The sequence below is a fragment of the Streptomyces sp. NPDC111744 genome, assembly GCF_055634995.1.
Map to the genome: position 1 here is coordinate 97,505 of NZ_JBVKCG010000002.1, position 26,077 is coordinate 123,581.

At 72.1% G+C, this 26,077-nt stretch carries 9 protein-coding genes; 5 read left to right on the forward strand and 4 right to left on the reverse strand.

Features of this window, described 5'->3' with window-relative positions:
- Positions 1 to 61: 61 nt before the first annotated feature.
- Entirely contained in the window at positions 62 to 586 is a 525-nt protein-coding gene (locus tag ACZ7OO_RS04545) for a hypothetical protein (RefSeq protein ID WP_471501429.1), read from the reverse strand.
- A gap of 278 nt (positions 587 to 864) precedes the next feature.
- Complete coding sequence (locus ACZ7OO_RS04550) at positions 865 to 1,707, reverse strand: ricin-type beta-trefoil lectin domain protein (RefSeq protein ID WP_471501431.1); 843 nt, start codon at positions 1,705 to 1,707, stop codon at positions 865 to 867.
- 388 nt (positions 1,708 to 2,095) lie between these two features.
- Here ACZ7OO_RS04550 and ACZ7OO_RS04555 point away from each other — a divergent pair, with 388 nt between their 5' ends.
- The 3 genes from ACZ7OO_RS04555 to ACZ7OO_RS04565 are packed head-to-tail and all read left to right on the forward strand — an operon-like array spanning position 2,096 to position 8,427.
- Complete coding sequence (locus tag ACZ7OO_RS04555; protein ID WP_471501433.1) at positions 2,096 to 2,668, forward strand: sigma-70 family RNA polymerase sigma factor; 573 nt, start codon at positions 2,096 to 2,098, stop codon at positions 2,666 to 2,668.
- The gene (locus ACZ7OO_RS04560; protein ID WP_471501435.1) at positions 2,665 to 3,837 is read left to right on the forward strand and encodes a hypothetical protein; all 1,173 of its coding nucleotides are present in this window, start codon (positions 2,665 to 2,667) and stop codon (positions 3,835 to 3,837) included. Before ACZ7OO_RS04555 ends, ACZ7OO_RS04560 begins: the two co-directional genes overlap by 4 nt.
- 51 nt (positions 3,838 to 3,888) lie before the next feature.
- Positions 3,889 to 8,427 (forward strand): FtsK/SpoIIIE domain-containing protein, encoded by a 4,539-nt coding sequence (locus ACZ7OO_RS04565; RefSeq protein WP_471501437.1) that lies wholly within the window; start codon positions 3,889 to 3,891, stop codon positions 8,425 to 8,427.
- A gap of 63 nt (positions 8,428 to 8,490) precedes the next feature.
- Here the strand turns inward: ACZ7OO_RS04565 and ACZ7OO_RS04570 are convergent, their stop codons facing one another.
- Together ACZ7OO_RS04570 and ACZ7OO_RS04575 are read right to left on the reverse strand one after the other, a co-directional pair.
- Complete coding sequence (locus tag ACZ7OO_RS04570; protein ID WP_046730425.1) at positions 8,491 to 8,802, reverse strand: hypothetical protein; 312 nt, start codon at positions 8,800 to 8,802, stop codon at positions 8,491 to 8,493.
- Between the two features lie 46 nt (positions 8,803 to 8,848).
- Positions 8,849 to 9,703, reverse strand: coding sequence for a hypothetical protein (locus ACZ7OO_RS04575; RefSeq protein ID WP_471501439.1), 855 nt, complete (start codon positions 9,701 to 9,703; stop codon positions 8,849 to 8,851).
- Between the two features lie 171 nt (positions 9,704 to 9,874).
- Here ACZ7OO_RS04575 and ACZ7OO_RS04580 point away from each other — a divergent pair, with 171 nt between their 5' ends.
- Together ACZ7OO_RS04580 and ACZ7OO_RS04585 are read left to right on the forward strand one after the other, a co-directional pair.
- On the forward strand, positions 9,875 to 23,512 hold the full coding sequence (locus ACZ7OO_RS04580; RefSeq protein WP_471501441.1) for a hypothetical protein: 13,638 nt from the start codon (positions 9,875 to 9,877) through the stop codon (positions 23,510 to 23,512).
- 38 nt (positions 23,513 to 23,550) lie between these two features.
- The gene (locus ACZ7OO_RS04585; RefSeq protein WP_471501443.1) at positions 23,551 to 26,073 is read left to right on the forward strand and encodes a right-handed parallel beta-helix repeat-containing protein; all 2,523 of its coding nucleotides are present in this window, start codon (positions 23,551 to 23,553) and stop codon (positions 26,071 to 26,073) included.
- Positions 26,074 to 26,077: the final 4 nt, after the last annotated feature.

Here is a 26,077-nt window from a genome sequence, read left to right on the forward strand (position 1 = left end):
CTAGGGACCCGGCTTGCACCTGTCAACAACCCCAACGCGGCTACGATCACACCAGCTTGCGTCAATGAACTGGCTTGAGCTCCACGTTCACATCGATAACCCTGACCCAAGTCCTTGACTCCTCCGATGTATTGGAGTTGCCTGCGATCGCGGCCATCTCTCGACTCCTCCACCGGAAGGGACACTCGATGAACCGGAGATCCTTCTTACGGGCCGGTACGGGAGCGTTGTTCGCCCTTCCCTTGACCGGCTTGACCGATGTCGCCGTCGCGGCCGCCGCGCCGACCGACGGCTGGCGCAGACCTCGTTCACCTACAGCTGGCAGAAGCCCTGGAACCTCGATCTGAGCGACCGGCACAGCTCCGGCGATGGCGTCGAGCGGATGTGGGTGTACACCGCCGACGAGCCGTTCGAGGAGGGCAGCGACACCGATCCGCGGACCGAGATGCGCTGGAAGGTCGACTACAGCACGGGCGGCCACATGTGGGACGCCGACGTCTGTCTGCCGTCCGGCACCGACGGCGCGACCTTCGTGCAGATCCTGCGGAGCATCCATCCCCCCGGGCACTCCGGCGACGGACATCATGCTCGACGTCTACGACACCGTCGGCGGCACCGTGCGGCGTTACGACGGCACGGTGCTCAGGACGGACGCGTACGGCACCTGGTTCAAGTCAAGATCGCCCATGAGGCGAGCACCGGGACCGGGACCGTCAAGGTCTACCTGGACGACTCCCTCGTCCTGACCGTCGACGACCGGGGCCCGGCCCCGCTACTTCAAGAACGGCGTCTACAACCACGGTTCCGGCCGTGCGGAGGCCCGTTTCCGCAACCTCCGCTACCGGACCGGATGACGGGCCGCGGTCAGCCCTTGTGCCACTTCTGGTTGGCGGTGCCGGAGCAGGTCCACAGCTGGAGCTTGGTGCCGTTGCCGGTGCCGTTGTCGGTGACGTCGACGCACTTGTCGGCCAGCGCGCTGACCAGGTCGCCGGCCGAGCTGAGGTAGAACAGCTGGGCTCGGTTGCCGCTGCACCTGGCGACCTGGATCGCGGTGCCGTTCGCCGTGTTGCCCCAGGCCAGGTCCATGCACAGGCCGAGCGAGCGGATGGTGCCGTCCGACTGGAAGACCCACTTCTGCTTGGCCGCGCCCGAGCAGTCCAGGATCTCCAGCCTGGTGCCGTCCCCGCCCGCGTTGGTGACGTCGATGCAGCGCCCGGATCCGGTGCCGATCAGCGCCACGCCAGGGACGGTGGGGGTATTGGTGGTGCTACCGCCCGACGAGGACTTCCCGGAGGAGGACTTGCCGGTCGACGAGGACTTGGAGCCGCTCGACTTCGAACCGGAGGAGGTGGAGCCCGAGTTCGCGTTCGAACCGGAGTTGACGGACCCGCCGCCGGACTGCTGCCCGGTCGAGCCGGTGCCCGTGCCGCCCCCGGACCCGGAGCCGCCGGAGGTGGTCTTGGGGGGCTTGTGGGAGGGGGTGTGGGACGGCGTCGGCGACGAGGACGGCGTCGGGGACTCCGAGGTGGTGGACAGCGTGGTCGGCTGCCCCGGCGCCACCGCCGCGGCCGGTGTGGTGTCCGGGGCCGGGAAGAGGTCGACATGGCTCAGCAGCGGAACGGCCAGGGCCGTGACGACGGTCAGTCCGGCCGCCGCGCCGACGGTCGCCCACACCCGTACACCCGGCACGAGCCCTCGGCGGGGCATGGCGGGACGGCTGGCGAAGGTGTCACTGAAGCGTCCCGCCGGATTGCCGGGCCGTTCCGCTGAGGGCCGGGGTTTACGAAGGGGCGGCACGTCGTCTCCTGAAGGTCTCGTGAAGGTCTCGGAACGCCCGGAACGAGCGGGACACAGGAACAGTAACCAAGGGACGGCGCAGGTCCGGAGGCCCGCACACGAAGATCCCGCCGAACGTCACCTTCCGTCCACCTATGCGGAGTTGCCTGTGACCAATTTGTTTGAAGTCCGCAGCAATGGTGACTTCGGGAAGTTCCGTTTTTCGCGCTAGCGTTCGTGCCTGAAGCGTTTCACAGTGACACAGAGCAACACCGCAAGACAGCACAACAGCAACACCCGACACCGGAAGGCGGAGGCATTGAGCCTCATCGACCATGACCGCGCCGACGGCGCGGACCGGACGCTCGGCCTCCTGCTCGCGGAGCGCGACAGCCTGCGCCGCTTCGTGACCGGCATGATGGGGCGGGATCCCCACGGCGCGGAGGACATCGTCCAGGAAACCCTGTTGCGGGCCTGGCAGTCGGCCGGCCGACTGGACTGGCGGGACCGGCCCATCCGTATGTGGCTGTTCCGTGTCGCCCGCAACCTCGTGGTCGACGGACGGCGCCGGGACCGGACCGTCCCGGTGGGGATCACCGCGGCGGACTTCGGCGGTGCCATGCCGGCGCCCGTGCCGGACCACGCCGAACAGGTCGGTGACCGCCGGGTGCTGGTCTCCGCGCTGCGCACCCTGACCCCCCCACACCGCGAAGCCGTGGCCCGCGTCCATCTGCTGGGACAGGCCGGCGAAGACGTGGCCCGCCAGCTCGGGCTGCCCCCGGGCACGGTCAAGTCACGTACCCATCACGGCGTCCGCGCGCTGCGCGCCACACTCGAATCCCACGGCTACCACCCGGCCGGAGCCCAGAGACTCCGGGGAGAGACGCGATGACCTCCGACACCATCACCACCCTGCTCGGCCTCGTCGGCGTTCTGGTCCTCGTCCTCGCCGTCACGCACTGGCTGGTGCGGCGCGGCGGCGGCTGGAAGGCCCTGTGGCGCCGGCTGGGGCGTGAGATCACTCTCACCGTGCGGGCGTTCACCGGTCCGGTGCGCACCGAACTGCGCTACCGGCGCGGACTGCGCCTGCTGGTGCGGCTGCTGCGCGACCCGGCCGTGTGGGCCGACGCCGAGCGGGCCACGTCCATGGCCGCGTCCGTCCGCCCCGGGGTCCGTCCCTACGGCGTGCTGGCCGGGCCCGACTGGATGGCCGTACTGGTCGCGGCGGACGGCGACGCGCTGCGCGAGCCGCCGGAGCCCTGGGCGGCCGACGAGACCGACCCGCGGCTGTGGTGGATCGACCGCGCCGATCTGACGGACGACACCAAGGACCTGGCCGTACCGCTGCTGGTGTGCGTGGGGCACGACATGGGGCACGCCGTGCTGCTCGACGTGCGCTCCGGGCCGCCCGCGCTGTCCGTCTACGGCCCGCCGCGCGCCGCCCGTACGGCCCGCGCCGTGCTCCAGGCACTCGCCGCCCAGCTGGACGCCCGGCTGCCCGAGGGCCGGGTCGCCATCGCCGCCGGGGTGCACCCCAGGCATCCGGGGGCACCGGCCGCCGCCACCGTCGGACAGCCCGGAATCGAGGTCGCGGTGTGCGCCGACCCGCTGGAGCGGCCGCTGCCGTCCGGTCTGCGTCTGCTGAGCCTCGGGGTGGCCCGGGGCCGGACCCGGCTCCTTGAGATCGCGCCGGACTCGACGCTCACCGTGCACGGCGCACCGGCGGCTGCCCGGGTCGACGTGCTGCCGCTGTCGCGGGCCGTGGCGCGGACGCTGTCCGCCCTGCCGCCTTGTGCCGACCGCCCGGACGACGAGATCGCACGTCCGGTGGACGTCACCCCCGCCGCCGATCCCGACCTGCTGCCGGACGAGCCGGACCTCGGCTCCGGCGCGGCACCCGTCGCCGAGCCGACCGGTGTCTCGGCCACCCGGCCGGCCCCCGAGCCCGCCGCAGTGCCCGTACCCGCTCCGGGTGCGGCGCTCGAGAGCGACGACGACTTCGCGGAACCGAGCACCTCCGGTGCGGCCGGTGTCTCCGCGACCTCGCCGCCGGCGCCGTAACCGCCGTACCCGTCCCCCGATTCCGCACGAACGACCGCCCGGCTGGGAGCCGTGAACCTCACCATCACCACCGTGGACGCCACGGACGGACAGCGCCGCGACCACCAGGTCCGGCTGCCCTCGAACGCCACCGTCGGCGATCTCGCCGCCGCCCTGACCGAGGACGAGGCCGCCGCCGGCGGCGCGGACTGGGCCACGGCCGGCGCGCCCCAGGCCCGCAACCTCTACGCCGACGGCCACCGGCTCGACCCCGCGACACCGGTCTCCGGCAGCGGGATCCGCGACGGCGGGCTGCTGGGGCTCGGCGGCCCGGCCCGCCCGGCCGACCTGGTCCGGGTCCATGACGACAGCGACCAGGACGGTGTCCTCGCCGAGGTGCACATCGTCTCCGGGCCCGGCGCCGGGCGCACCTGGCGGCTCGGGCCGGGCAGCCACGAGATCGGCACCGACCCGCTGTGCGCCCTGCAGCTCGACGCCGGCCACGGGGTCCCCGAGTCGGGGCTGTGGGTGACGGTCGGCGCGGACGGCTCCGCGGCCTGGCACCGCATCGACAGCGACCCCGCGGCCACTGTGCGGGCCCGGCTCGCCTCGCCGCCGCCGGACGACGCCATCACGCAGCTGCGCAGGCCCCGCCCCCAGCCGCCGCAGGCACGCCCGGCCGGGCCGGGCCCGGTGCCCTGGCCGGTCGGTGAGGACCTGACCGTGGGTCCGGTGCTGCTGCGGATGAGCGCCCCGGTCGAGGCGGACGCGGCCGTCACCCCGTCCGCCGACGGGTACGGCGTGGACTACAACCGGCCGCCGCGGATCGCCCCGCACCTGGACGCGGAGCGGATCCGGCTGCCGCAGCCGCCGTCGCCGCCGCAGAAGCGGCCGTTCCCTACCGTGATGATGATCTCCCCGATCGTCCTCGGTCTGTTCATGGTCAGCATCTTCAAGTCGTACTACTTCCTGGTGTTCCTGTTCCTCAGCCCGATGATGATGCTGTCGAACTGGGCGACCGGCCGGCGTGCGGCCCGCAAGCAGTTCCTGGAGTCGGAGCAGGCATACGAACAGCGCCGTGACGTCCTTGAGGAGCAGGTCCGGGACGCGGTGGTCGGCGAGCGGCGGGTGCGGGACAAGACCGGCCCGGACCCGGCGGCCGTCGCCCTGATCGCGACCGGCCCCGGCGGCCGGCTGTGGGAACGGCGCCGGCGCGACCCCGACCATCTGGTGCTGCGTCTGGGCACGGTGGACCAGCCGTCGGTACGGGAGCTGGAGGACCCGGCGCGGGACGAGAACCACCGCTCGATCCGCTGGAACATCCCCGACACGCCGATCGGCGTCGACATCACCGCACACGGTGTGGTGGGCATCGCCGGTCCGGCCGCCGAGGTGCAGCCCCTGGCGCGCTGGCTGGTGGCGCAGGCGGGCGTGCTGCACAGCCCGCGGGACCTGAGGATCGTCATCCTGACCGAGCCGGACCGGGTGACGGACTGGGCGTGGACGCGCTGGCTGCCGCATCTCAAGCCCGGCACGGCCGGCGGCCCGGTGGTGCTGGTCGGCAACGACCCCGAGTCCACCGCCGCCCGGATGAGCGAACTGGTCTCGCAGGTGCAGGCGCGCCGCCGGCAGGCCGGCAACGACCGTGACGTGGTCTTCACCGACCCCGATGTGCTGGTGATCGCGGACGGGGCACGGCGGCTGCGTGACGTGCCCGGCATGGTCCAGGTGCTCACCGAGGGCCCGCGGGTGCGGATCTTCAGCGTCTGTCTGGACGAGCAGGAGCGGCTGCTGCCCGAGGAGAGCACCGGTGTGGTCCTCGCGGCCGACGGCCGGCTGACCGTGAAGCGCCCCGGCGCGCCCGACCTGCCCGCCGTCCGTGCCGACCGGGTCTCCCCCGAGTGGTGCGAGCAGCTGGCCCGCGCGCTGGCCCCCATCCGTGACGTCAGTCCCGAGCACGACGCCGGGCTTCCCCAGCGGGTCCGCCTCCTGGACCTGCTGGAACAGGAACCGCCGAACGCCCAGGCCCTGTTGCAGCGCTGGCAGCGCGACCCCGCCAGCACCTCGTTCCTCATCGGCACCGGCTTCGACGGGCCGCTCTCCCTGGACCTGGTGCAGGACGGGCCGCACGGCCTGGTCGCCGGTACGACCGGTTCCGGCAAGTCGGAGCTGCTGCAGACGTTCGTGGCCTCCCTGGCCGCCGCCAACCGGCCCGACGAACTCACCTTCGTGCTCGTCGACTACAAGGGCGGCAGCGCCTTCAAGGAGTGCGCCAACCTGCCGCACACCCTCGGCATGGTCACCGACCTCGACGCCCACCTCGTGGAGCGGGCCCTGGAGTCACTCGCCGCCGAACTCCGGCGCAGGGAGCAGGTGCTGGCCGCCGCCGACGCCAAGGACCATCCGGAGTACCGGGCCAAGCGGGCCGCCGATCCCTCGCTGGCGCCGCTGCCCCGGCTGCTGCTGGTCATCGACGAGTTCGCGACCCTGGTCCGCGAAGTCCCCGACTTCGTCCCCGGGCTGATCAGCATCGCCCAGCGAGGCCGCTCGCTCGGCATCCATCTGATCCTGGCCACGCAGCGCCCGGCCGGTGTGGTCACCGGTGACATCCGCGCCAACACCAACCTGCGGATCGCGCTGCGGGTCACCGACCAGACCGAGAGCCAGGACATCATCGACGTCAAGGACGCCGTCGACATCTCCTCGGCCACGCCCGGCCGGGCCCTGGTGCGGCGCGGACCGAGGCAGGCGGATCCGTTCCAGACCGCCTGGGTGGGTGCCGAACGCCCCCGGCAGACCCCGGCCGCGGCGGCCGAGCCGGACGCCGGTCCCCGCAAGCCCGTGCGCTCGGTGGACATCGGCTGGGCCGCGCTCGGCCACCCCGCCGGACTCCCCGCGGAGACCCGGACGGTGACCACCTCGGCCCCGCAGGGCCCCGCGCCGACCGACCTCCAGGTCCTCGTCGAGGAGATCCGCTCCGCCGCCGACCTGCTCGACGACTTCACCCAGCAGCCGAGCCCCTGGCTTCCGCCGCTCCAGCGCCAGCTGGTCCTGGACGACCTGGACGAGCTCGGCGCCACCCGCGACGGCCGTCTGGTCATCCCCTACGCCCTGGAGGACGTCCCGCAGCTCCAGCAGCGCCGGGTCGCCGTCGCCGACCTCACCACCTTCGGGCATCTGTACATCATCGGCGCGCCGCGCTCCGGACGTACCCAGGTGCTGCGCACCATCGCCGGTTCGGCGGCCCGGGTCGCGGGCACCGCCGACGTCCACATCTACGGCATCGACGCGGGCGGTGGCGGACTCACCGCGCTCGGCGCGCTGCCGCACTGCGGAGGTGTGGTCTCGCGGCACGACCTGGAGCGGCTGGGCCGGATGCTGCGCCGTCTGAACCGGGAGCTGACCGAGCGCCAGGACCTGGCGCAGACGCACAGCGCGACCGGCATCGCCGAGCTGCGCAAGCTGCTGCCGAAGGCCCAGCGACCCGCGCACATCCTCCTGATGATCGACGGCTGGGACTCGCTGCAGGTCATCCTCGACGAACACGACCACGGCCAGCTGCTGCAGGAGGTCATCCGGCTGATGCGCGAGGGTGCCGCCGCCGGCATCCATGTCGTCGCCACCTCCGAACGCTCGCTGCTGGGCGGGCGGATGGCCGCGCACAACGACCACAAGCTGCTGCTGCGGCAGGGCGACCGCAGCGACTACCAGGCCGTCGGCATGATGCCGAACAAGATCCCGGCCGACATCCCGCCCGGCCGTGGCTGGCATGTGCTCAGCGGCACCGAGACCCAGGTGGCGCTGCTCGCGGCCGGCGGCGGCACCGAACAGGCGGAGGCGCTGCGCTCGATCGGCGAGACCGCCCGCAAGCGGGACGCCCAGGTACCGGACGCCCGGCGGCCGTTCCAGGTGGCCGTGCTGCCGCGGTCGGTGGAGTTCGCCCAGGCCTACGAGAAGGTGCGGGCGGCCCAGCGGCGGCCGATGTGGGGTCTGCTCGGCGTCGGCGGCGACGACGGCGGCCCCGTCGGCACGGACCTGGCCGGCACCGCCTCGGCGTTCGGGGTGTTCGGCTCGGCCGGGTCGGGGCGCAGCAACACCCTCGCCTCGATCGCGGTGTCGCTGCTGGCCGGGGGAACCTCGCTGGTCGTGCTCACCCCGCGCGAGTCGCCGCTGCGCGCCCTGGACCGGCATGCCACCGCCACCGTGCTCACCGAGAGCGACCCTTCGGCCGACACCGTCCGCGCGGCGCTGGACGCGCTGCCCGGACCGCGGGCTGTGATGATCGACGACGCCGATCTGATCACCAACTCGGCTGCGGACAAGCTCCTCAAGGAGATCGCCGTCTCCGGCCGCGACCAGGGTCTCGGCCTGGTCTACGCGGCCTCCGCGGAGGGCTTCCAGAGCGGCATGAGCGGTTGGACGCTGGCCGCCCGGCGGGCCCGGAACGGTCTGCTGCTCGCGCCGAAGAACCTGTCCGAGGGCGATCTGGTCGGCCTGCGCCTGCTGCCCAGTGTGGTCCGTGCGGCCACTCATCCGGGCCGGGCCTGGACGGCCGGTCCCGGCGGCACCCTGCTCGCCGTCCAGGTGCCGCTCACGCCACTGCGCGCCTGACCGGTACGGCAACGCGAGGAGGGCCTCCCCGGAAACTCCGGGGAGGCCCTCCTCGTGCGGCGGTTACGAGTTGTTCTGCAGGCTGCTGCTGATGCCCTGGTCGAACTGGATCGCGTTCTCCTTGATGCCGTTGAACATCTCCGAGAAGTCGTTGATGCCCTTCACGGCGGCCAGCAGGCTGGTGTCGAAGTTGTTGTAAGTGGTCCGGATGACCTCGCTGGACTGCTGGAAGACCATGCCGTCGTCGACGAGGGTGTTGACCCGGTTGCGCAGGTTGCTGAGCACCGGCAGCAGGTTCTCGTGGGCGTCGTGCAGCAGGCTGACGACCTCCTCGATCTTGTGGTAGTCGAGGTTGATGCCGTTGTAGCTGGCCATGGGATTCCTGTCCGTTCCTGTCGATCTCGATGCGGTTGTCGGGCGGTCACCAGGCGGCGGGGGTGGAGTTGAAGCCGTCGTTCCCGCCGCCGTTGTCATCGGTGTTGCCGCCCACCTGCTGCCAGTCCGGCTGGTTGCCGTTGGCGTCCTTGGGGCCGCGGGTGTACTCGGTGCGGTCGCCCCCACTGCCGGTGGTGACCATCGTGCCGCTGCCGTCGGAGTTGAGGTTGGTCTCCGAGTGGACGGTGCTGCCGTCCGGGTACGAGGTGTCCGTGGTGTAGTGGTTGCCGTCGCTGGAGTAGTTGGTGACCGAGGTGTACGTCTTGCCGTCGTAGGTGACGGTGGACTCCTCCTTGATCACATGGCGCTGGTCGTCGAGCGTGAGATGCGTGTGGACGCTGCCGCGGTCGGTGGTGATCGTCTGGTCCAGCGGCGGGTCGCCCGGGTCGGTGGCGGAGCAGAAGTCCGGCATCGTGCCGTCCGGGCCGGGCACGCACTGGTCGAGGTGGGACTGCTTGTAGTCCCACAGGTCCTTGTCCCGGAAGTAGTTCTGCAGGCCCAGGTTGCTGCCCGTGATGCCCATGCCCTGGGACAGTTCCGAGTCGAAGGACAGGAACGCCTCACCCACCGAACCGAAGGCGCCCGCCAGTTCCTTGAGCCCCTTGTCCGCGTGGGACATCGTGCTGCTGGCGTTGTCGTAGAAGCTCGCGAGCGCGTCGGCCAGGGTCGAGTCGCCGAGGACCGTGAAGGCGTCGCTGGAGGTGTATCCGTCGTAGTCCCGCTGACCCAGCCGGGAGAACGTGCTGTTGTCGAGGAGCGGACCGATGTCGCCGGCCAGGTTCTCCAGGTCCCGTTTGGCGTCGTTGAGGACGTTGTATTCGATTTTCAGGCTATCGGCCATGTGTGGGCCTCCCAGTCGAGACTCCGGTCAGTTGGACCACGCCGCACACGCCCCGCCGGTTCACCTGGGACGGCGGCTGTAACCCAGATCACGTGAACCGCAGCGGACGCTGTGGCGTGGTCAGTTGGGGAGGAACCGCCCCGAGCCCCGCAGCTTCCGGGAGGAACCCGTATGCCACGCCCGACCGACTGGAACGCGATCGGGCTCGACGGCGACCCCACACCGGGCGACCCCGACCAGATCCGGACGCTGTCCACCGAGCTCAACCACCTGGGTTCCGAGGCGCGCCGCATCAGCACGGCGATCGACGCGGTGATGAACACCGCCGGTGACAGCGTCTTCGTCGGCGAGGCCGCCGACGCCCTGCGCGGCAAGGTCAACGACCGGCTGCGCGGGCACATCGAGGACGTGGCGCAGTCCTTCGAGAGTGCGGCGACCGCGCTGAGCACCTGGGCGGACAAGCTGGTCGACCTCCAGTCCCGTGCCGACGGCGCGCTCAACTCGGGCCGCGGGCTGTCCGAGGACGACCCGGACCGCGAGACCTACGCCTCCACGGCCCGGCAGGCCGGCACCGAGCACGGCGAGGGCGCCTCCGCCGCGGCGAGCAGCATCTCGGGGGTCTCCAACATCCAGCTGCCGATCTCCGAGTGCCAGGTCTTCTGGGAGGCGTTCCAGTGGCTGGCGATCATCCTGATCGTGCCGGCGCTGATCTTCGGCGGACCGATCGCGCTGCTCGCCCTGGGCGTCAACCTGACCCTCTTCATCAAGACGATCGTCGACTTCGCCAACGGCAACGCGAGCTTCCTCGACCTCTTCCTCGCCGGACTGGGCATCCTGGCGCCCACCACCAAGGCGCTGCCGATCTTCCAGATCATCAAGAGCGTCGGTACGACGGCCTTCGCCAAGGGCTTCGCCAACATCGCCCGGGGCACCTTCCAGGCCCTGCGCAACCTGTTCACCAACGGCTTCCGCCCCACCACCCTGCTGCTCGGTCTCAAGGATCTGGTCCGGCTCGGCAGCACCTGGGTCTACAAGGGCGGCCTGTGGGTGCTGGACGGCATCCACAACCTGCCCAACATCATCAGCCACGGCGTCAACTCCGTGAGCCTGACCATCGTGCAGGGCTTCAAGGCGATCCCCGGGTTCGTGCGCGGACTGCCCGAGACGTTCTCCCGGGGCTGGCAGGCGACCAAGACCTGGGTGGGCCAGGAGTTCGGTGGCACCAAGTGGCTGCGGATCATCCTGCCGGTGGACGCGGCGGAGATCGGCCAGTACGGCTTCCGGAACGCTCTGCGCATCGGCATCTTCGACCGCGGTGTACTCGGCCAGCATGTCTTCGGCGCCCCGATCACCGGCGCCGTCGGCCGCACGATCAGCTCGGTCCCCATCGACCCGCGTACCGTCGACGCCCTGGTCGACATGCCGCGCATCCAGCTGAACGAGGTGCGTTTCGGGGCGGCCGCCGGGCAGAACAGCCTCCGCAACCTCGACCTCAACCTGCCCAGCACGCATCTGGACGTCACCTCGACCCTGCGTCCGCCGTCCCTGAACCTGGGGGACGTGGGGGCCATCGCCCACCGCGGCAACTTCGGCGTGCACGCGGCGCGCACGGTGGACGCGCTGGTCGACATGCCGCATGTGCAGCTCGGCAACGTCCACGTGGAGAACTTCGGCACGCTGGGCGGGCGTTCCGAGGTCGGGGTGAGCGTCGGTGCCACGCCGACCGTCATCACCCCCTCCGGCCTCCACCTTCCCGCGTCGGCCGGTGTCCCCGGCGCCACGCACGGGCTCACCAACACGCCGGTCGCCGGCGTCTCCGGCACTGCCCACACCTCGCTCACCGGGCTGCACTCGACACCCACGAACCTGACGTCCACCGCCGACGTGCTGCTGCCGGGCGGGGCGCACAACGGCACCCATGTGCCGGGTACGACGGTGCTCACCGGCACCCACGCCACCCCGCCGCCGGTCGCCGCCACGCTCGGTGACCTCTCCACCGGCAACCCGGCCGCGGGCACCCTGCACTCCGCGCTCACCGGCAACCCGGGCGTGGGCGCCGTCCACGCCCCCGGCACGCCCGGCATCGGCACCGTCCACACGACGCTGACCGGCACCCCGGGCACCGACGTGGCGCACACCGCGCTCCACTCGGCCCCGACTCCCGGGGCCCCGCACGACGTGACCGCGCCCAACAGCCTGCTCACCGGCCCCACCACCGTGAACCACCCGTCCCCGACCGGGATCGGGCACGGCGGGCCGGGCAGCTTCGACGCCGGAGCCTCGGCCTTCGACCTGCTGGCGGGCACCCGCCACAACACGCCGAACACCCCCGTGACCCCCGGCGCCGGCACCACCTTCGCCGAGCACACCACCAGTGCCCTCTCGGCCAACCAGACCCGACTCCACCTCGACGAACTGGTCCACCAGCCCGGCTCCCCCCGCCCCGGCACGCCCGAGCAGCTGCCGCACGGTGCGCCGAACCCGGCGGCGCCGGTCACACCGGAGGGCCTGACCGTGCACCCCGCGGGCACCACGGCTCCCGACCGGCTCACGGTGAACTCCTTGGCCACCGGTACCCCGGACCGGCTCGACATCGGCCCGGTCGGCCCAGGCAGGCCGAACCTTCCGACGGCGCACCCCGCCCCGCACGAGCCGGCACCCAACGGCACCGGCGCGGCCGGGCACCCCAACCCGGACAACCACGGCCGTTCCGCCCTCGATCTCGTCGACACCGGCCGCAGCGCTCGCGCCACCGACAGCCCCGCCTTCGCCGGTACGCCCACACACACGGACGTCGACAAGGGCCTGGCGGGCTCGGCCAACGGCACCGCGGCGCATGTCCCCGAGAACCTGCCGGCCCACGCCACCCCGAACCCGCCCGGGACCCACACCCCGCTGCCGGCCCACTCCTCCCCCGCGCCGGCCGCCCACACCGCCGACACCGCCGGCGCCTTCGACGCACTCCTCAAGGACCCCAACGTCGTCAAGGTTCCCGGCGGCCACGAACTCGCGGTCAAGGCACCGCGCGGTGGCACGCCCGAACTCCACGGCGGCGCGGTCGAGTCCGGCCTGTACACCGTGGAGAAGCAGGGCACGGGCTTCGTCGTACGGCAGCTGGACGCGGTCGGCGGCATCGTGGTGCACAGCTGGACGTTCAAGCGGCTGGGCGGCATCCGCCTGGCCGAGGAGACCGTGCGGTTCGGCGACGGCCCGTTCGGCGGGGTGAGCGTCAAGGTCGCGGGCAAGTCCGTGGACTCCGTGAGCGACGGCACCGGCGCCTGGCCCGCGAAGCTCAACGGCGAGGACGAGATCGTCGTCGCGTCCACCTCCGGCAGCCATGTGTACAGCCGGTCCACCGGCGAGCTGCTCCGCTCGGCCACCCCGGACGTCCCCCTTCCCCCGCGCCCGGCCGGGCTCACCGGCTCGGCCGCGGACAGCTGGGACGCCGCCGCCCACGTGGCCCGCGGCCACATGGGCAAGGCCGCGGCGGACAACGAGGTGAAGCTGTTCATGCAGGGCGTCATCGGCGGCGCCTTCACCTCGAAGAAGGGGTACGGCGGCTTCGTCAACCCCAGCACCCTGGAGGCCAATCCGGGCCTTGTCGGCAAGGTCAAGCAGTTCAACAAGGTCGCCGGTGACCTGATGTTCGAGGGCCCCAACCAGCGCATGACCGTGTGGCGGGGCGTGTCCATGGACCCGCGGGCGGCGCAGGCCGACGTGTTCGTGGAGCGGCTGCCCGCCTCGACCTCCAACAACCGCGCCTTCCAGGCGGAGTGGGCGAAGAACGGCGTCAACAGCAACCGTGTCGTCTTCGAGATCGACGTACCCGCCGACCACGGCAAGCTCGCCATGGCCTACCCGCCCGGATACCACAAGGCCGCCGACGACGCCCTCGCGCTCAACCAGGACCAGTGGGAGGTCACCCTCTCCCCGACCCGGCTGGTGCGGACCGGACCGGCCCGGGTCGAGGACGGCATCACGGTCGTCCCGGTGCGCGCCGAGCAGATTCCGGAGGCCCAGCTCGAAGGGCTCATCAACGAGAAGTGGTCCGGGCTGCACTCGGGCGAGGCGTTCGAGGACTTCGGCCGTGCCTTCGGGCAGGACGCGATGCGCCGCTGGGAGGGTCTCGGCGACGCGATCGTACGGGAGAGCGGCGACGGCCCGAACGTGAAGACGTTCACCGTGAGCCGACCCGGTTTCGCGGACGAGATGACCATCACCGTCACCCACAAGGTGGACGACAACGCCGTCTCCGTCACGATCACCGGCGGCGACCGCACCTTCACAAAGGAGTGGAGCGGCACCGGCTTCAACGACCTCGCCGCCGACCTCCGCGGCCATGTGCTCCACAACAACGAGCTGCTCAACTCCCTGCCCACACCCGCGTCGTGGGGCAAGGAGATGCCGAGCCCGGTCCACACCGGCTCCCATCCGGAGACACCCGCCCCGAGCCCGGCCGCCACCACGGCCCACCCGGAGACACCCGTCCCGAGCCCGGCCCGGGGCAACCCCGACACGACGCCGACGCCGCGCCCGGACACCCCGCACTCCGGTGGTCAGGAACTGCCCGGGCGCGGGCCCCGGCTCACCCCGGCCGAGATCGAGCAGGCGTGGTTCCGGGACGGCGAACGTGTCGACGCGCTGTTCGGCGACTTGGACGACCCGCTGCGCGGGGCCCGCCGCGAGGCCTGGCGGGACCATGTGCAGGCACGGTACGACCTGGGCCGGGCCGAGGATCTGCTGCCGAACAACGGGCACGCGGGCAGCTCCCGCGGCCCGACGCCCGACGAGATCCGCGCCCGTGAGAACGTCGACATCGCCCAGCAGCGGTACGACGCCACCCACCACCGCCTGACCGAACTCGGCGTCGACCCGGTGCGGATGGAGGCCGACCTCGGCGCCCTGCGCCGGCTCAGCCTGACGGAACGGCCCCGGCTGCTCGGCGGCACGGTCACCACGGCGAACGACGCGACTCCCCCGCCCGCGGTCGCCGCGCCCGCAACCCACGGCGAGACGGGCGCGGCCTCCGTGACACCGCCCAGGCGGCTGAACGAGATTCTGGCCGACCAGACCAAGGCCCACCAGGAACTCCAGCAGGCGGAGATCAAGCAGACGCAGACCGGCAAGGACGCCGGCAAGATCGCGGCAGCCAGGACGGACGTGACCGAGGCGGACACGAAGTTCAAGGACGCCACCCGCGAACTCGACGAGGCACTCCAGCACGAACTCGACAACCGCCTGCTCTCCCAGCGTGAACTGAACCAGCTCGTGGACCAGTTCGCGGGCGCCGGCGACATCGACCGGGCCCGGAAACTGCAGACCCACGCACGGAATCTGGACGTCAGCTCCCGCGGCGCGGGCGACGGCCCCGTCCGCTCGGACCAGTTCATCCGCACCGGCGAGGAGATCCAGACCCAGTCGGTCACCGTCCAGCGGCTCGCCAACGAGCTCGAGAACCTGGTGAAGGCGGGCACGACTCCCCCCAGTGAGCTCAAGGGCCTGGCCAAGGGGCTCGAGAACGCCGCCAAGGACCTGGACGCGGCCCTCCAGGGCCATGTCACGGACGCCGCCCGCTTCGGGGGCACCTATACGCTGCGCAACCAGCACACGCCCGTCGCCGCCGTGGCCCACCATCTCGCCAAGCTGGTCGACGACGCCGTCCAGGCGGCGAAGCCGGGCGACAACCTCGTACTCAAGGGCTTTCTCGGCACCGACGCCTCGGTGGAACGGGTCCAGCGCAGTATCCCGGATCTCCTGCGGCGCTATCGCGAGAACCAGGCGTTCGGCGAGGTGCACAGCGGAGAGCAGTGGAAGGCGGTACTGCCCGGGACCGAGGCCCAGTGGCAGAAGGTGTTCGAGGACTTCGACGGCTTCGACAAGCTGTCCAGGTCCCAACAGCACGACTTCGTGCGCAGGCTGTCCGAGAAGAACATCGCGGACCTGCGTGCCGACGTCGACAGCCTGCTGAAGAACATGCCGGAGGCGGACCGACTGAAGTTCCAGGAGCTGCGGGACAGGCTCCAGGACCTGCCGTACCGGATCAAGCACGCCACTCCGGCCTACCACGCCATCGCCAACAGCGGTGTGATGTCCTCCCAGGGCGACCTGGCCCGCCGGGGCGTCAGGTTCCTGGCGTCCGGCAAGAGTTCGGCGAAGAACACCTCCAACCTGGGCAACGACGACTTCGTGTTCTTCCGTATGGAGGTCGGCGACAAGCCGATGGCGACCCGGTACGGGCCGACCACGCTCGTCTTCGACGCCAAGGTCCTGGAGGAGAAGGGCGGCTGGGTCTCGCTCCACGACCAGCTGCACCCGCTGGACCGCGACACGATGAACCAGCTGAAGTTCGGCGACGACGTCGTCCGCAGCGCGAAGTACGACGAGGGCTTCGACGAAGTGGGCAAGCGGGGCCGCTGGACGTACGAGTACCCCGACCACCCGCCTCGACAGGTCTCCTTCGAGCAGGAGGTCTTCCACGGCGAGCACGTGCAGGAGGCGCTCGCCCTGTCGGTGGTGCGCGAGGTCCATTTCATCGGGGGTGCCTTCAAGGACGACGTCTTCAGGCTGCTCGCCGACACCGCCCATCCGGAGGAGCTGGGATCGGTCATCTCCAAGCTGTACCGTCCCGAGGCGAAGTTCGGCTCGGGGCTGCCCATCAACCCGCTCGGCAGCCATGCCACGAGTGAGTGGCCGTCTCCGCTGGCGGTCCATGACGCGGACGGCGACGGACGCTATCTCGCCGACGGCACGGTCGACCCGGCGGCACGGGCCGCCGGCAAGGCCTTCGACGAGGCGTCGGACCGGGTGCGGCAGGCGGACAACGCCGTCAAGAGCGGCAACAACAAGGCGCTGCGCTACAACCTCAACAAGGCGCAGCCGCACGCCGAGCAGTCGGTCAAGCTGACCCAGGAGTTCCACGCGGCCGCCGTCGGCGAACGCAAGGACTTGGCGAAGACCCTGCTCGACCAGCGCGAGCAGCTCCTCAAGGACATCAACAACCGCCTCGACGCCCTGAAGCCACAGACCAGGCCCGAGGGCGCGAAGCCGCAGCCCAGGCCGGGCAGGAACCAGGGTGCCGGGACCTCCTCGTCGGCCGCCGGGGAGAACGGTCCCAACCTGAACCAGCTTCCGCCGGTGGCCGAGGACGCGCTCAACGCTGTACCGGGCGTCACCGACCACATGAGGAAGATGGTCCGGGCACTCGCCAACTCGGACGGCTTCCGGGTCCTGCAGGACTCCAACATCGGCACGCAGACCACGGCGGCCGTCGGCCTGGGCAGGACCGCCTTCGGCAAGGCGTTCAAGAACCTGGCCGGGGAGGGGCTGATCCACGGTGACGCCGCCGGCCTCCACTTCACGGACAAGGGCCGCCGGCTGTTCCTGCCGCCAGGCGCGGACACCAGGACTGCGGCGCCGCCCCTGTCCGGCGCGACCGACGTCCACACGACACCGGCCCACGCCCAACCCCAGCTCCCCCACACCAAGTCGGGCCCCGACACCAAGGCCCCCGCGCTCACCGGCGACGGCATCCCGTCCCGCAGCCTGGAGACCAACTCACCGGCACCGCACCACGCCGACACGGACACCACGTCCCCGGCACCCCACGACCTCGACACCAAGTCCCCGGCGCCGCACGGCACCGACACTCAGTCGCCGGCACCGCACCCCATCGACTCCGAGACGGCCCCGCCGCTGGTCAAGGAGAGCGACACCACCGTCTCGCACGCCACGAACCATGGCGCCGCCACGCACCCCCTCGACGCGGAGACCGAGCCGCAGCACCTCTCCGACACCACGACACCGCACCGGCTCACCGAGACCGAGACGGAGACCTTCCAGCCGCATCAGCTCGACACCGGCACGCCTCCGTCCCGTCTCGCGGAGACCGACACGACCACCCCCCACCTCGCCGACACCGAGACGCGCACACCCCACCTCGCGGACACCGACACCACCCCGCCCCGTCTCACGGAATCCGACACGGCCGCACCACACCTCGACGACGTCCACTCGGCCGCGCCCCACCGTGGCGACGACGGCGACTTCGCCTCGACGCCCCCGAGGGACGACACCAGGCTCGGGGGCGGCCGGTCCACGCGGCCGCTCGGTGACTCCGTCCTGGACGACATGCTCAGGCCGCCCCGGCGGACCGGCGACACCACCGGAACGACGGCGCCCGGCGCCGCTCACCCGGCCGCATCCGACCTCCTCGACCGGGCCGCATTCCGCCGTAGCACGTACCGTGCGAACGGCATCCGCGCCCGCTCTCAGATCCAGCACGTCGACCGTGCACTCGACGCCTTCCACCGCGTCCCCGCCGACCAGCCGGCACGGCGGGCCGAGGCTCTCGACAACCTGGCCGGGGCCGCCGAGCGCTTCCTGCGGGACCGTCCGCAGTCCGTCCGCCGGGCCGGCGTGGAACAACTGCTGACCCAGGTACGGGCCGAGGCGAACGCATACCGTCTGCTCGACGACTTCCGGCGGTTGGGCGGCGGCGCGGACGGTCTGGCCTACCGCACCCGTGCCGCCCTCGCAGTCGGCGGCACGACCCCGTACACGCAGACCAGGCTCCAGGCGATGCTCGACGGCATGGACAGGTCCGCGCAGGCCCAGCGGCAGAATGACGCCCTGAGCCTGCTGGACGGCGCCCCGCCGCTCCGGAACACCGGTGACACCTCCCTGACCTCAGCGGCCCGGCTGGACGGCGACACGACCCCGGCGGCACCCGCCCACCTCCACAGCGACACCACCCCCGCCGCACCCGCCCGGCCGAGCCGCGGCAATGCTCCGGCCGCGCCCTCCCGGCAGGCCGGGGAGACGCCGTGGGCGGAGGATTCCGCGCGCTTCGACGAGCTCCTGGGCGTCGACGGCCGTCCGTTCCGCGAGGCCTGGGTCGAGCTGTCGTCCGCCCGGATCGAACTGAACCGGGTCGAGGATCTGCGCGGCGGGCCGGGCGGAGCCGGCACCTCACGGACTGTCAGCGACTTCGACGTCCAGGTCAGCCACGAACTGATCTCCGCTCGGGACCGGTTCCGCACCGCCTACCAGAACCTGCAGGACCTCGGTATCCATCCGACCGAGATCGAGGCCCGGATCCACGAGATCGAGATGGGGGCCACCCACCGCGGCGCGACGCTCGGCGCGGGCAAGCTCGACCCGCTGCCCGACACCGCCCCGCCCGCGGTCGACCGGATCACCCTGAACAGCTCGGGCGTGTCCGGGCCGAACGGCCTGACCATCGAGCGGAGCGTGGGCCAGGACAACGCGGTGACGCTGCAGGTGGTCGACCACCAGCTGCACCCGGACCCGACGCGCACGGTCGTCGCCCGGCCGGACGGCGGTTTCGACGTCCGGCACACCACGTCGGACACCGTCGACACATACACCGCGAACGGCGACCGGATCGCCAACGACATGCCGCTGTACGGGGCCGACGGCCGCCCGACGGGGCTGCGCCTGCACACGGATCTCAACGGTCACGGCCGCCCGCGGACCGTGACGGTCAACGGCCCCGGCGCGGACCGTCTGACCGCCTTCGCCCTGCCCGGCGACTCGACGCGGATCACCCATCTCGACACCGGCGTCACCCACCGCGTCGACGCCCAGGGCCAACGGCTCGACGAGGGCGTCCAGCTCACCGGCCGGGACGGCGTCCCCGCCGGCACCGACCGGGTGTGGGTCACCACCGGCGCGGACGTCCATGTCACCGATCTCGCGGGCAACCGTCTGGACCTGCGGGTGCAGGACCTGGGTGACGGCAACGGCATCAGGGTCACCGACGGCACGACCGGGGTGTCCGTACGCCACGACGGCCAGGGCCGCCTCCAGGAGAGCGGTGTCTCGCTCACCGACCCGCAGGGCACGCGCGGGGAGCGGTTCCTGGCCGACGACGGCACGGGCAGTCTCACCCTGACCGACACGTCCGGCGCCCGGCAGCCCGGGACCGTCACCACACTGCCCGGCGGCACCGGCTTCCGGCTGACCGACGAGACGGGCGGCGCGACCAGCAGGTTCACGGCCGACGGCAGCTATCAGTACACTGGCCTCGCCCTGTTCGACCCGGCGGCGAACGCGCGCGGCGGCCGGATCGTCGTACCGGACGGCGCGGGGGGTCACCTGCTCACCGACGCGGCGGGGCAGCCGCTGCCCCAGCGTGTGGTCGCGGTCGGCGGCAACCGACCGCGCACGATCGACGACATCACCGGCGAGTCCGTGCTGTACGACGTCCAGGGCCGCCCGGTGAGCACCTCGACCGCGCTGGCCGACCCGGCCGGGGGGCAGCGCGGCGGCCGGTTCGCCGAGCCCGACGGGTCCGGCGGTCACCATCTCACCGACGCGGACGGCAACCGGCTGCCCGACACGGTCACCACACTCCCGAACAACGGCGGTTTCCGTACCGTCCACGACACCGGCCACCACACCTTCGGGCCCAGCGGCGACTTCGCGGGCGACGGCCTGCGGCTGACCGGACGCGACGGCCTGCCTGCCGGGCGTCTCGACCGGCCGCTCGGCGCGGCCCCGCGCTGGCTGGACGACGCCTTCGCCCCGGATCCGGCGCGCGCGGTCACCTTCGACCCGGCCGGCCACATCGAGGTCGCGCGACCCGGCGGCGGGCGCCAGGTCTTCGACCAGACCACCGGCCGCTTCGTCCAGGAGACGGTCCCGCTGCCGGGCGGCGGCCACCAGACCACCCTGGCCGACACGTCGTTCAGCCGGTACGACGGCCAGGGCGCGCTCACGGCTACCGGCACCCCGCTGCCCGCGGGCCACGGCGGACGCTTCCTCGTCGTGGAGCCGCCGACCGCCGCGCACCCCGGCGCATGGCTGGAGGACGCGGCGGGCGGCAGGCTCGCGCACTGGGACGCCGTGCGGCGGCCCGACGGCACCACGCGGATCGGGTTCAACGACCCGAACAGCCCGCGGCACGGCGAGTTCCTGCACCTGGCCGCCGACGGCACCCCGGTCCGGCAGGGCTTCAACGTGCTCGACAACGGGCGGCGCACGGACTTCCGGTACGTCGTCGACCACACCACCGGCACCTGGGAGCGGACCACCCGGGCCGGGGCGCCGACGACCGCGGGTTCCTTCCACCACGGCACCGCCGACCTCTCCGGCGCCGCGAGCGGCCACATCCGGCTGCTCAGCTCGACCAAGACGCACGTGCCGGTCTTCGAGCGGCGGGTGCTGCCCGGTACGGCCGGCGATGTGGTCGACTCCTTCCGCCGTACCGACACGATCGCCTTCGCCCGCACCAACCCCCGTACCCACTGGGTGCGCTGGGACGAGAGCGGCACGCCGGCCGGTACCGGCAGCCGGCACTACGACACGGCGGGCACCGGCTGGCGGGACACCGACGGCTGGGGCCGTACTGTGCGCGAGTACCGCGACGGGCTGCAGAAGTTCAACGGCCGGGCCGGCCACACCCTCGGGATCGACAACGGCAACGGCGCCTGGACCTGGCACCGTTACGACGGCGCGGGCAAGGAAATCGCCTCCGGGCCCCGGACCCGTGAACGTATCGGCAGCGGCTGGACCGACCGCACCGCCGGCGGTGACATCGCCCAGCGGCAGTGGGGCATGGCCGAGTGGCCCGAGCGGGCCGGCCAGTACCAGGAGCACGCGATGGGCGCCGACGGCACACTGCGCGGCACGTGGGAGCGGCACTCCCCGCACGGCAAGGAGGTCGGCAAGCACGAAACCTTCGGCGACGGCTTCCTGACCACCGACCGCTGGCGCGAGCAGCGCCCGCCCACCTGGGTCCGCACCCGCTGGCTGGCCGGCGCCGAGCACACCCGGCCCCCGTACGCCCACGTCCAGGGCGACAACACCTACCAGCTGTTCACCTGGACCAAGGAGGCGGGCGACGGGACCACCACCTCCGGTGTGCGGTACGTCGGCATGGACGGCAGCGCCCTCGACCTGGCGGCCGATGGAAGTTTCGCCCGCTTCAGCGGCAAACTGCACGACGGCAGCACCCTGAAGGTCGGCGACCACGCCCAGGCCCCGGCCCACCAGCCGCCCCCCGGTGTCACCGCCCACGCCTGGTCGGAGTCCGGCGGCCGCCGGGGCTACCGCGTCCAGGTGCAGAACGACCCGGACGGCGTGCTCTGGCGGGACACCTACCAGGACGCCCACGGCGCCCCCCAGGTGGCTCGTGAGGGCCGCCCCGGCGGGGTCGTCCGGGAGTTCACCGGTCACCGCACCTGGGTGGACCGGGACCCGCACGGCAACCTCGTCGGGCTGAGTCACGCCAACCCGGACGGCACCGCCGGTCATGTGGTCCAGGGTTCCGGCCGCGCCGACTCCGGCCGCTGGACCTGGCGTGAGCTGGACGCCCAGGGCGCCGAAGTCGGGTCCGGCCGACGGGAGTTCTTCCGCGGCTCCGGCGACTCCCGGCTGCCCTGGGACGACTCCTACCGCGACTACGACACGGGCGGGGAGCTGATCCGCGAGCGCCGGATGCTCGACTCGGGCCGCTATGTCGACGCCTGGCGGGACAACCAGGGCCGCTGGCACGCCGGTGCCCACGAACGCAACGGCACGCCCGTCGACGTGGGCAACGGCAACCAGGTCCGCCGCTGGTGGAACGGCCGCGCCTGGCAGGACCAGTGGACGAGGGGCGCCCACCATTTCCGTGACGAACTGGTGGTCCCCGGCCAGGCCCAGCCCACCCTTCTGCGCGAGACCCCGCTGCACAACGGCGGTCCGCTGCGCGTGCGGACGTACACCACCACCGTCACCCCGAACACCCCGGCCCATTCGGTCTGGAAGGAGTACGACCACGGCAGCGTGGTCCGGGAACGCAAGGCCGAAGGCAGCGGGTTCCTGGAGACCGACGCCTGGCGCGGCCAGTGGAACCGCTACAACAGGAACGGCGAACTGGTCGGCCAGCGCACCGACAACGGCCTGGTGTTCGAGCGGGACACCTTCAACCGCTGGCGGCTGGTCGGCAACGAGTACGACTTCCGGGGCCCGCTCACCGAGATCCGCGGCTGGGGCCGTACCACGCGTGAGGCCCAGCGCATGCCTTGGTCCGGCACCCAGGTGCCGGCGGGCGGCGACGCGGCACTGCGCGAGGCACGTTACGAGCCGTACTGGCAGAGCGTGGCCAAGAAGGCGGCGCTGGAGTTCGGTCAGGAGTTCATCCTGGAGTTCGGTGCGAACCTCGCCGTCAACGGGATCGTGGCCGCCGTCCAGAACAAGCCGTTCACCGGCAAGGACGCGCTCAAGTCGTTTGCCAACGCGGCGGTCGGCGCCACCGTCAAGACCGGTCTGAGCACCGCGGTGCACGAGAACCGGGGCCTCGGGTTCGAGAAGCTCGGCCAGTTCAAGGCGGGTCTCGCCAACGTCGACGGCGGCAAGCCGTGGACCCGGCGCCCGATGAACCACGACAAGACCTGGGTCAACGAGTGGGCGGGCAACGAGACGCCGACCCGCTGGCGCGGAGGCATCTACGACTTCTCCTTCGGCGCCGTCAGCAGCGCGCTCTCCGGCTGGGTCAACGGCAGCATGAACGCGGCCGTGTGGGGCGTGACCAACGCCGACGGCCAGACCGTGAAGCTGCACGGCGGCGACGCGGTCTGGGAGGGCGGGATCAACGCCGCCGCCTCCGTCACCACGGCAGCCACCACCGGACTCGTCAAGAACGTCTTCGTGATGAGCGCGGGCAGCCGGCTCTTCCACCGGCAGGGCTTCGCCGACTTCTGGATCCAGCTACCCTTCAAGATCTTCGAGAAGTCGATCCAGTCGCTTTACCTGACCAGTGCCTATCGTGCGAGCATCAATCCCACCTATTACCAGGCACCGTGATCCAGACAGCGGCGATCACCGAGGACTGAGGAACGTAGATGACCACCCGTCACACCGTGGCGCCCAAGGGTCAGGGCGGCCGGGGCGCGTACCGGACCATCGGCGAGGCGGTACGCGCCGCCTCGCCCGGCGATCTGGTGGTGATCGCCCCCGGCACCTGGACGGAGAACCTGGTGCTCGACCGGCCCGTGGTGCTCACCGCGGAGCACGGCCGGGGCAGCGTCGTGATCGCGGCGCCGCCCGGGGAGGTGCCCGCGGTGACCGTGGGCGGCCCGGACTGCGCCCTGCACAACATCACCGTGTGGGGCTCCGACGCGGGCCTGCCCGCCGTGAGCGTGTCGCCCGGGGCCGGTCTGGTCCTGGAGGAGTGCTCGGTGGAGGGCGGCCGGGTGCAGGTGAAGGGCCCGGACGACGAGGAGGGCGGTACGACGGCGGTCGTGCTGCGGCGCTGCCGTCTGGAGGGCGCCCGGCTGGCCGGTCTGCATCTATCGGGGAGTGTCCGGGCGCGTCTGGAGGACACGGCGGTCACCGGCGTCGACGGCACCGGTGTGGTGCTGTCGGGCACCGCGAGCCTGGACGCCGTACGGCTGCGCCTGGAGCGCACGACCGGGTCCGGGGTACGGCTGCGCGGCCGGTCCCGGCTGCGGCTGACCGACTCGGTGCTGGCCGGGAGCGGCCGGGCGGGGCTGCTCCTCGAGGACGCCACCGAGGCCACGGCCGGGGAGTCGCGCATCGAGACGCCCGGGGCGGCGGGGGTGCATCTGACCGGGTCGGCGCGTGCGGAGCTGACCGACTGCCGGATCCGTGGTGCGGCCGCCAGCGGACTGGTGGTGCAGGAGACCGCGCGACTCAGCGCGTCCGGCTGTTCGGTGGCCGACGCGGGGGCCAACGGGCTGCTGGTGACGGGTGCGGGCGAGGCCGATCTGGCCGACTGCCGGATCGACCGCAGTACCTTCAGCGCGGTCCATCTGGCCGGTACGGCCGTGGGACGGCTCGCCGACTGCCGGGTACGCGGCGGCTCCGAGCACGGTGTGCATGCCACGGGCGAGGCGCGGATCGAGCTGACCGACTGCGGGATCGTCGACGTCGCGATGACCGGGGTCAGCGTCCTGGAGCGGGCGGCGGCCACACTCACCGGCTGCCGGGTCGCCGGGACCGCCGCCGGGATCGGCATCGGCTCGCCCACCGGCACCACGGTCGCCGACTCCACGGTGACCGGGGCGAAGGAGATCGGCGTCCAGGTCGCCAAGGGCGCCGCCGCCTCCCTCGCCGGGATCCGGATCAGCGGCGCCGGGGCGGCCGGGCTGGTGGTCGACGAGGGCGCCGAGGCGACGGTGAACGGCGGCTGGGTCGAGAACTGCGCGGGCTCCGGTGCCGTCGTCTGGACCGGCGCAAGGCCGGAGATGACCGGGCTGCACATCGACCGGCCGGGCAAGAACGGGGTGTTCCTGGCAGAGGGCGCGGGCGGCACGTTCACCGGGCTCGACGTCACCCGGGCCGGCTTCCCCGCCCTGCATGTGGCCGCGGGGGCCGACCCCGTGTTCCGGCACTGCCGGATCAGTGACTGCGCGGAGGCGCTCGGCACCGACGAGGGCGCCAAGCCGGTCCTGGAGGACTGTACGGCCGACGGCACCCCGCTGACCTTCGGCAGCCCGGCCGCGGCCCCGGCGAACGGCACCCCCGGGACGGCGCCCTCCCCCAGGACCGCGAAGTCCGCCGCCGACGACGCGGAGGAGCCGGAGGAGGAGAACCTGGAGGACCTGCTCGGCGAACTCCACGAGCTGGTCGGACTGGACCGCGTCAAGCAGGACGTCGGCTCGCTGGTCAAGCTCATGCAGACGGTCCGCCGCCGCGAGGAGGCCGGGCTGCCGGCCCCACCGCTCAGCCGCCACCTGGTGTTCGCCGGCAACCCCGGCACCGGCAAGACCACCGTGGCCCGCCTCTACGGCCGTCTCCTCAAGGCCCTCGGACTGCTGCGCCGGGGCCATCTGGTCGAGGTCGACCGGACGGCGCTGGTGGGCGAGTACGTCGGCCACACCGGCCCGAAGACCACCGCCGCCTTCACCCGGGCGCTGGGCGGTGTGCTCTTCATCGACGAGGCCTACTCGCTGGCTCCGGCGCTGGCGGGCAACGACTTCGGCACCGAGGCCGTGGCGACCCTGGTGAAGCTGATGGAGGACCACCGCGACGACGTCGTGGTCATCGCCGCCGGCTACCCCGGTGACATGCACCGCTTCATCGGCTCCAACCCGGGTCTCGCCTCCCGTTTCGGCCGCACCCTCCTCTTCGAGGACTACGAGTCGGCCGAGCTGGTCTCGATCGTGGAGTACCAGGCCGGTCAGCACCGCTACGAGCTGACGCCCACGGCGCGCACCGAACTCTTCGCCCTCTTCCAGGCCATGCCCCGGGGCGAGGGCTTCGGCAACGGCCGCTCGGCCCGCCAGATATTCCAGGAGATGACCGAACGCCAGGCCCAGCGGGTGGCCGAACTCACCGCCCCGACCTCGGAACAGCTGATCAGTCTGGAGGTCCACGACCTGCCGCACCCGGCCACCCGCTGACCTT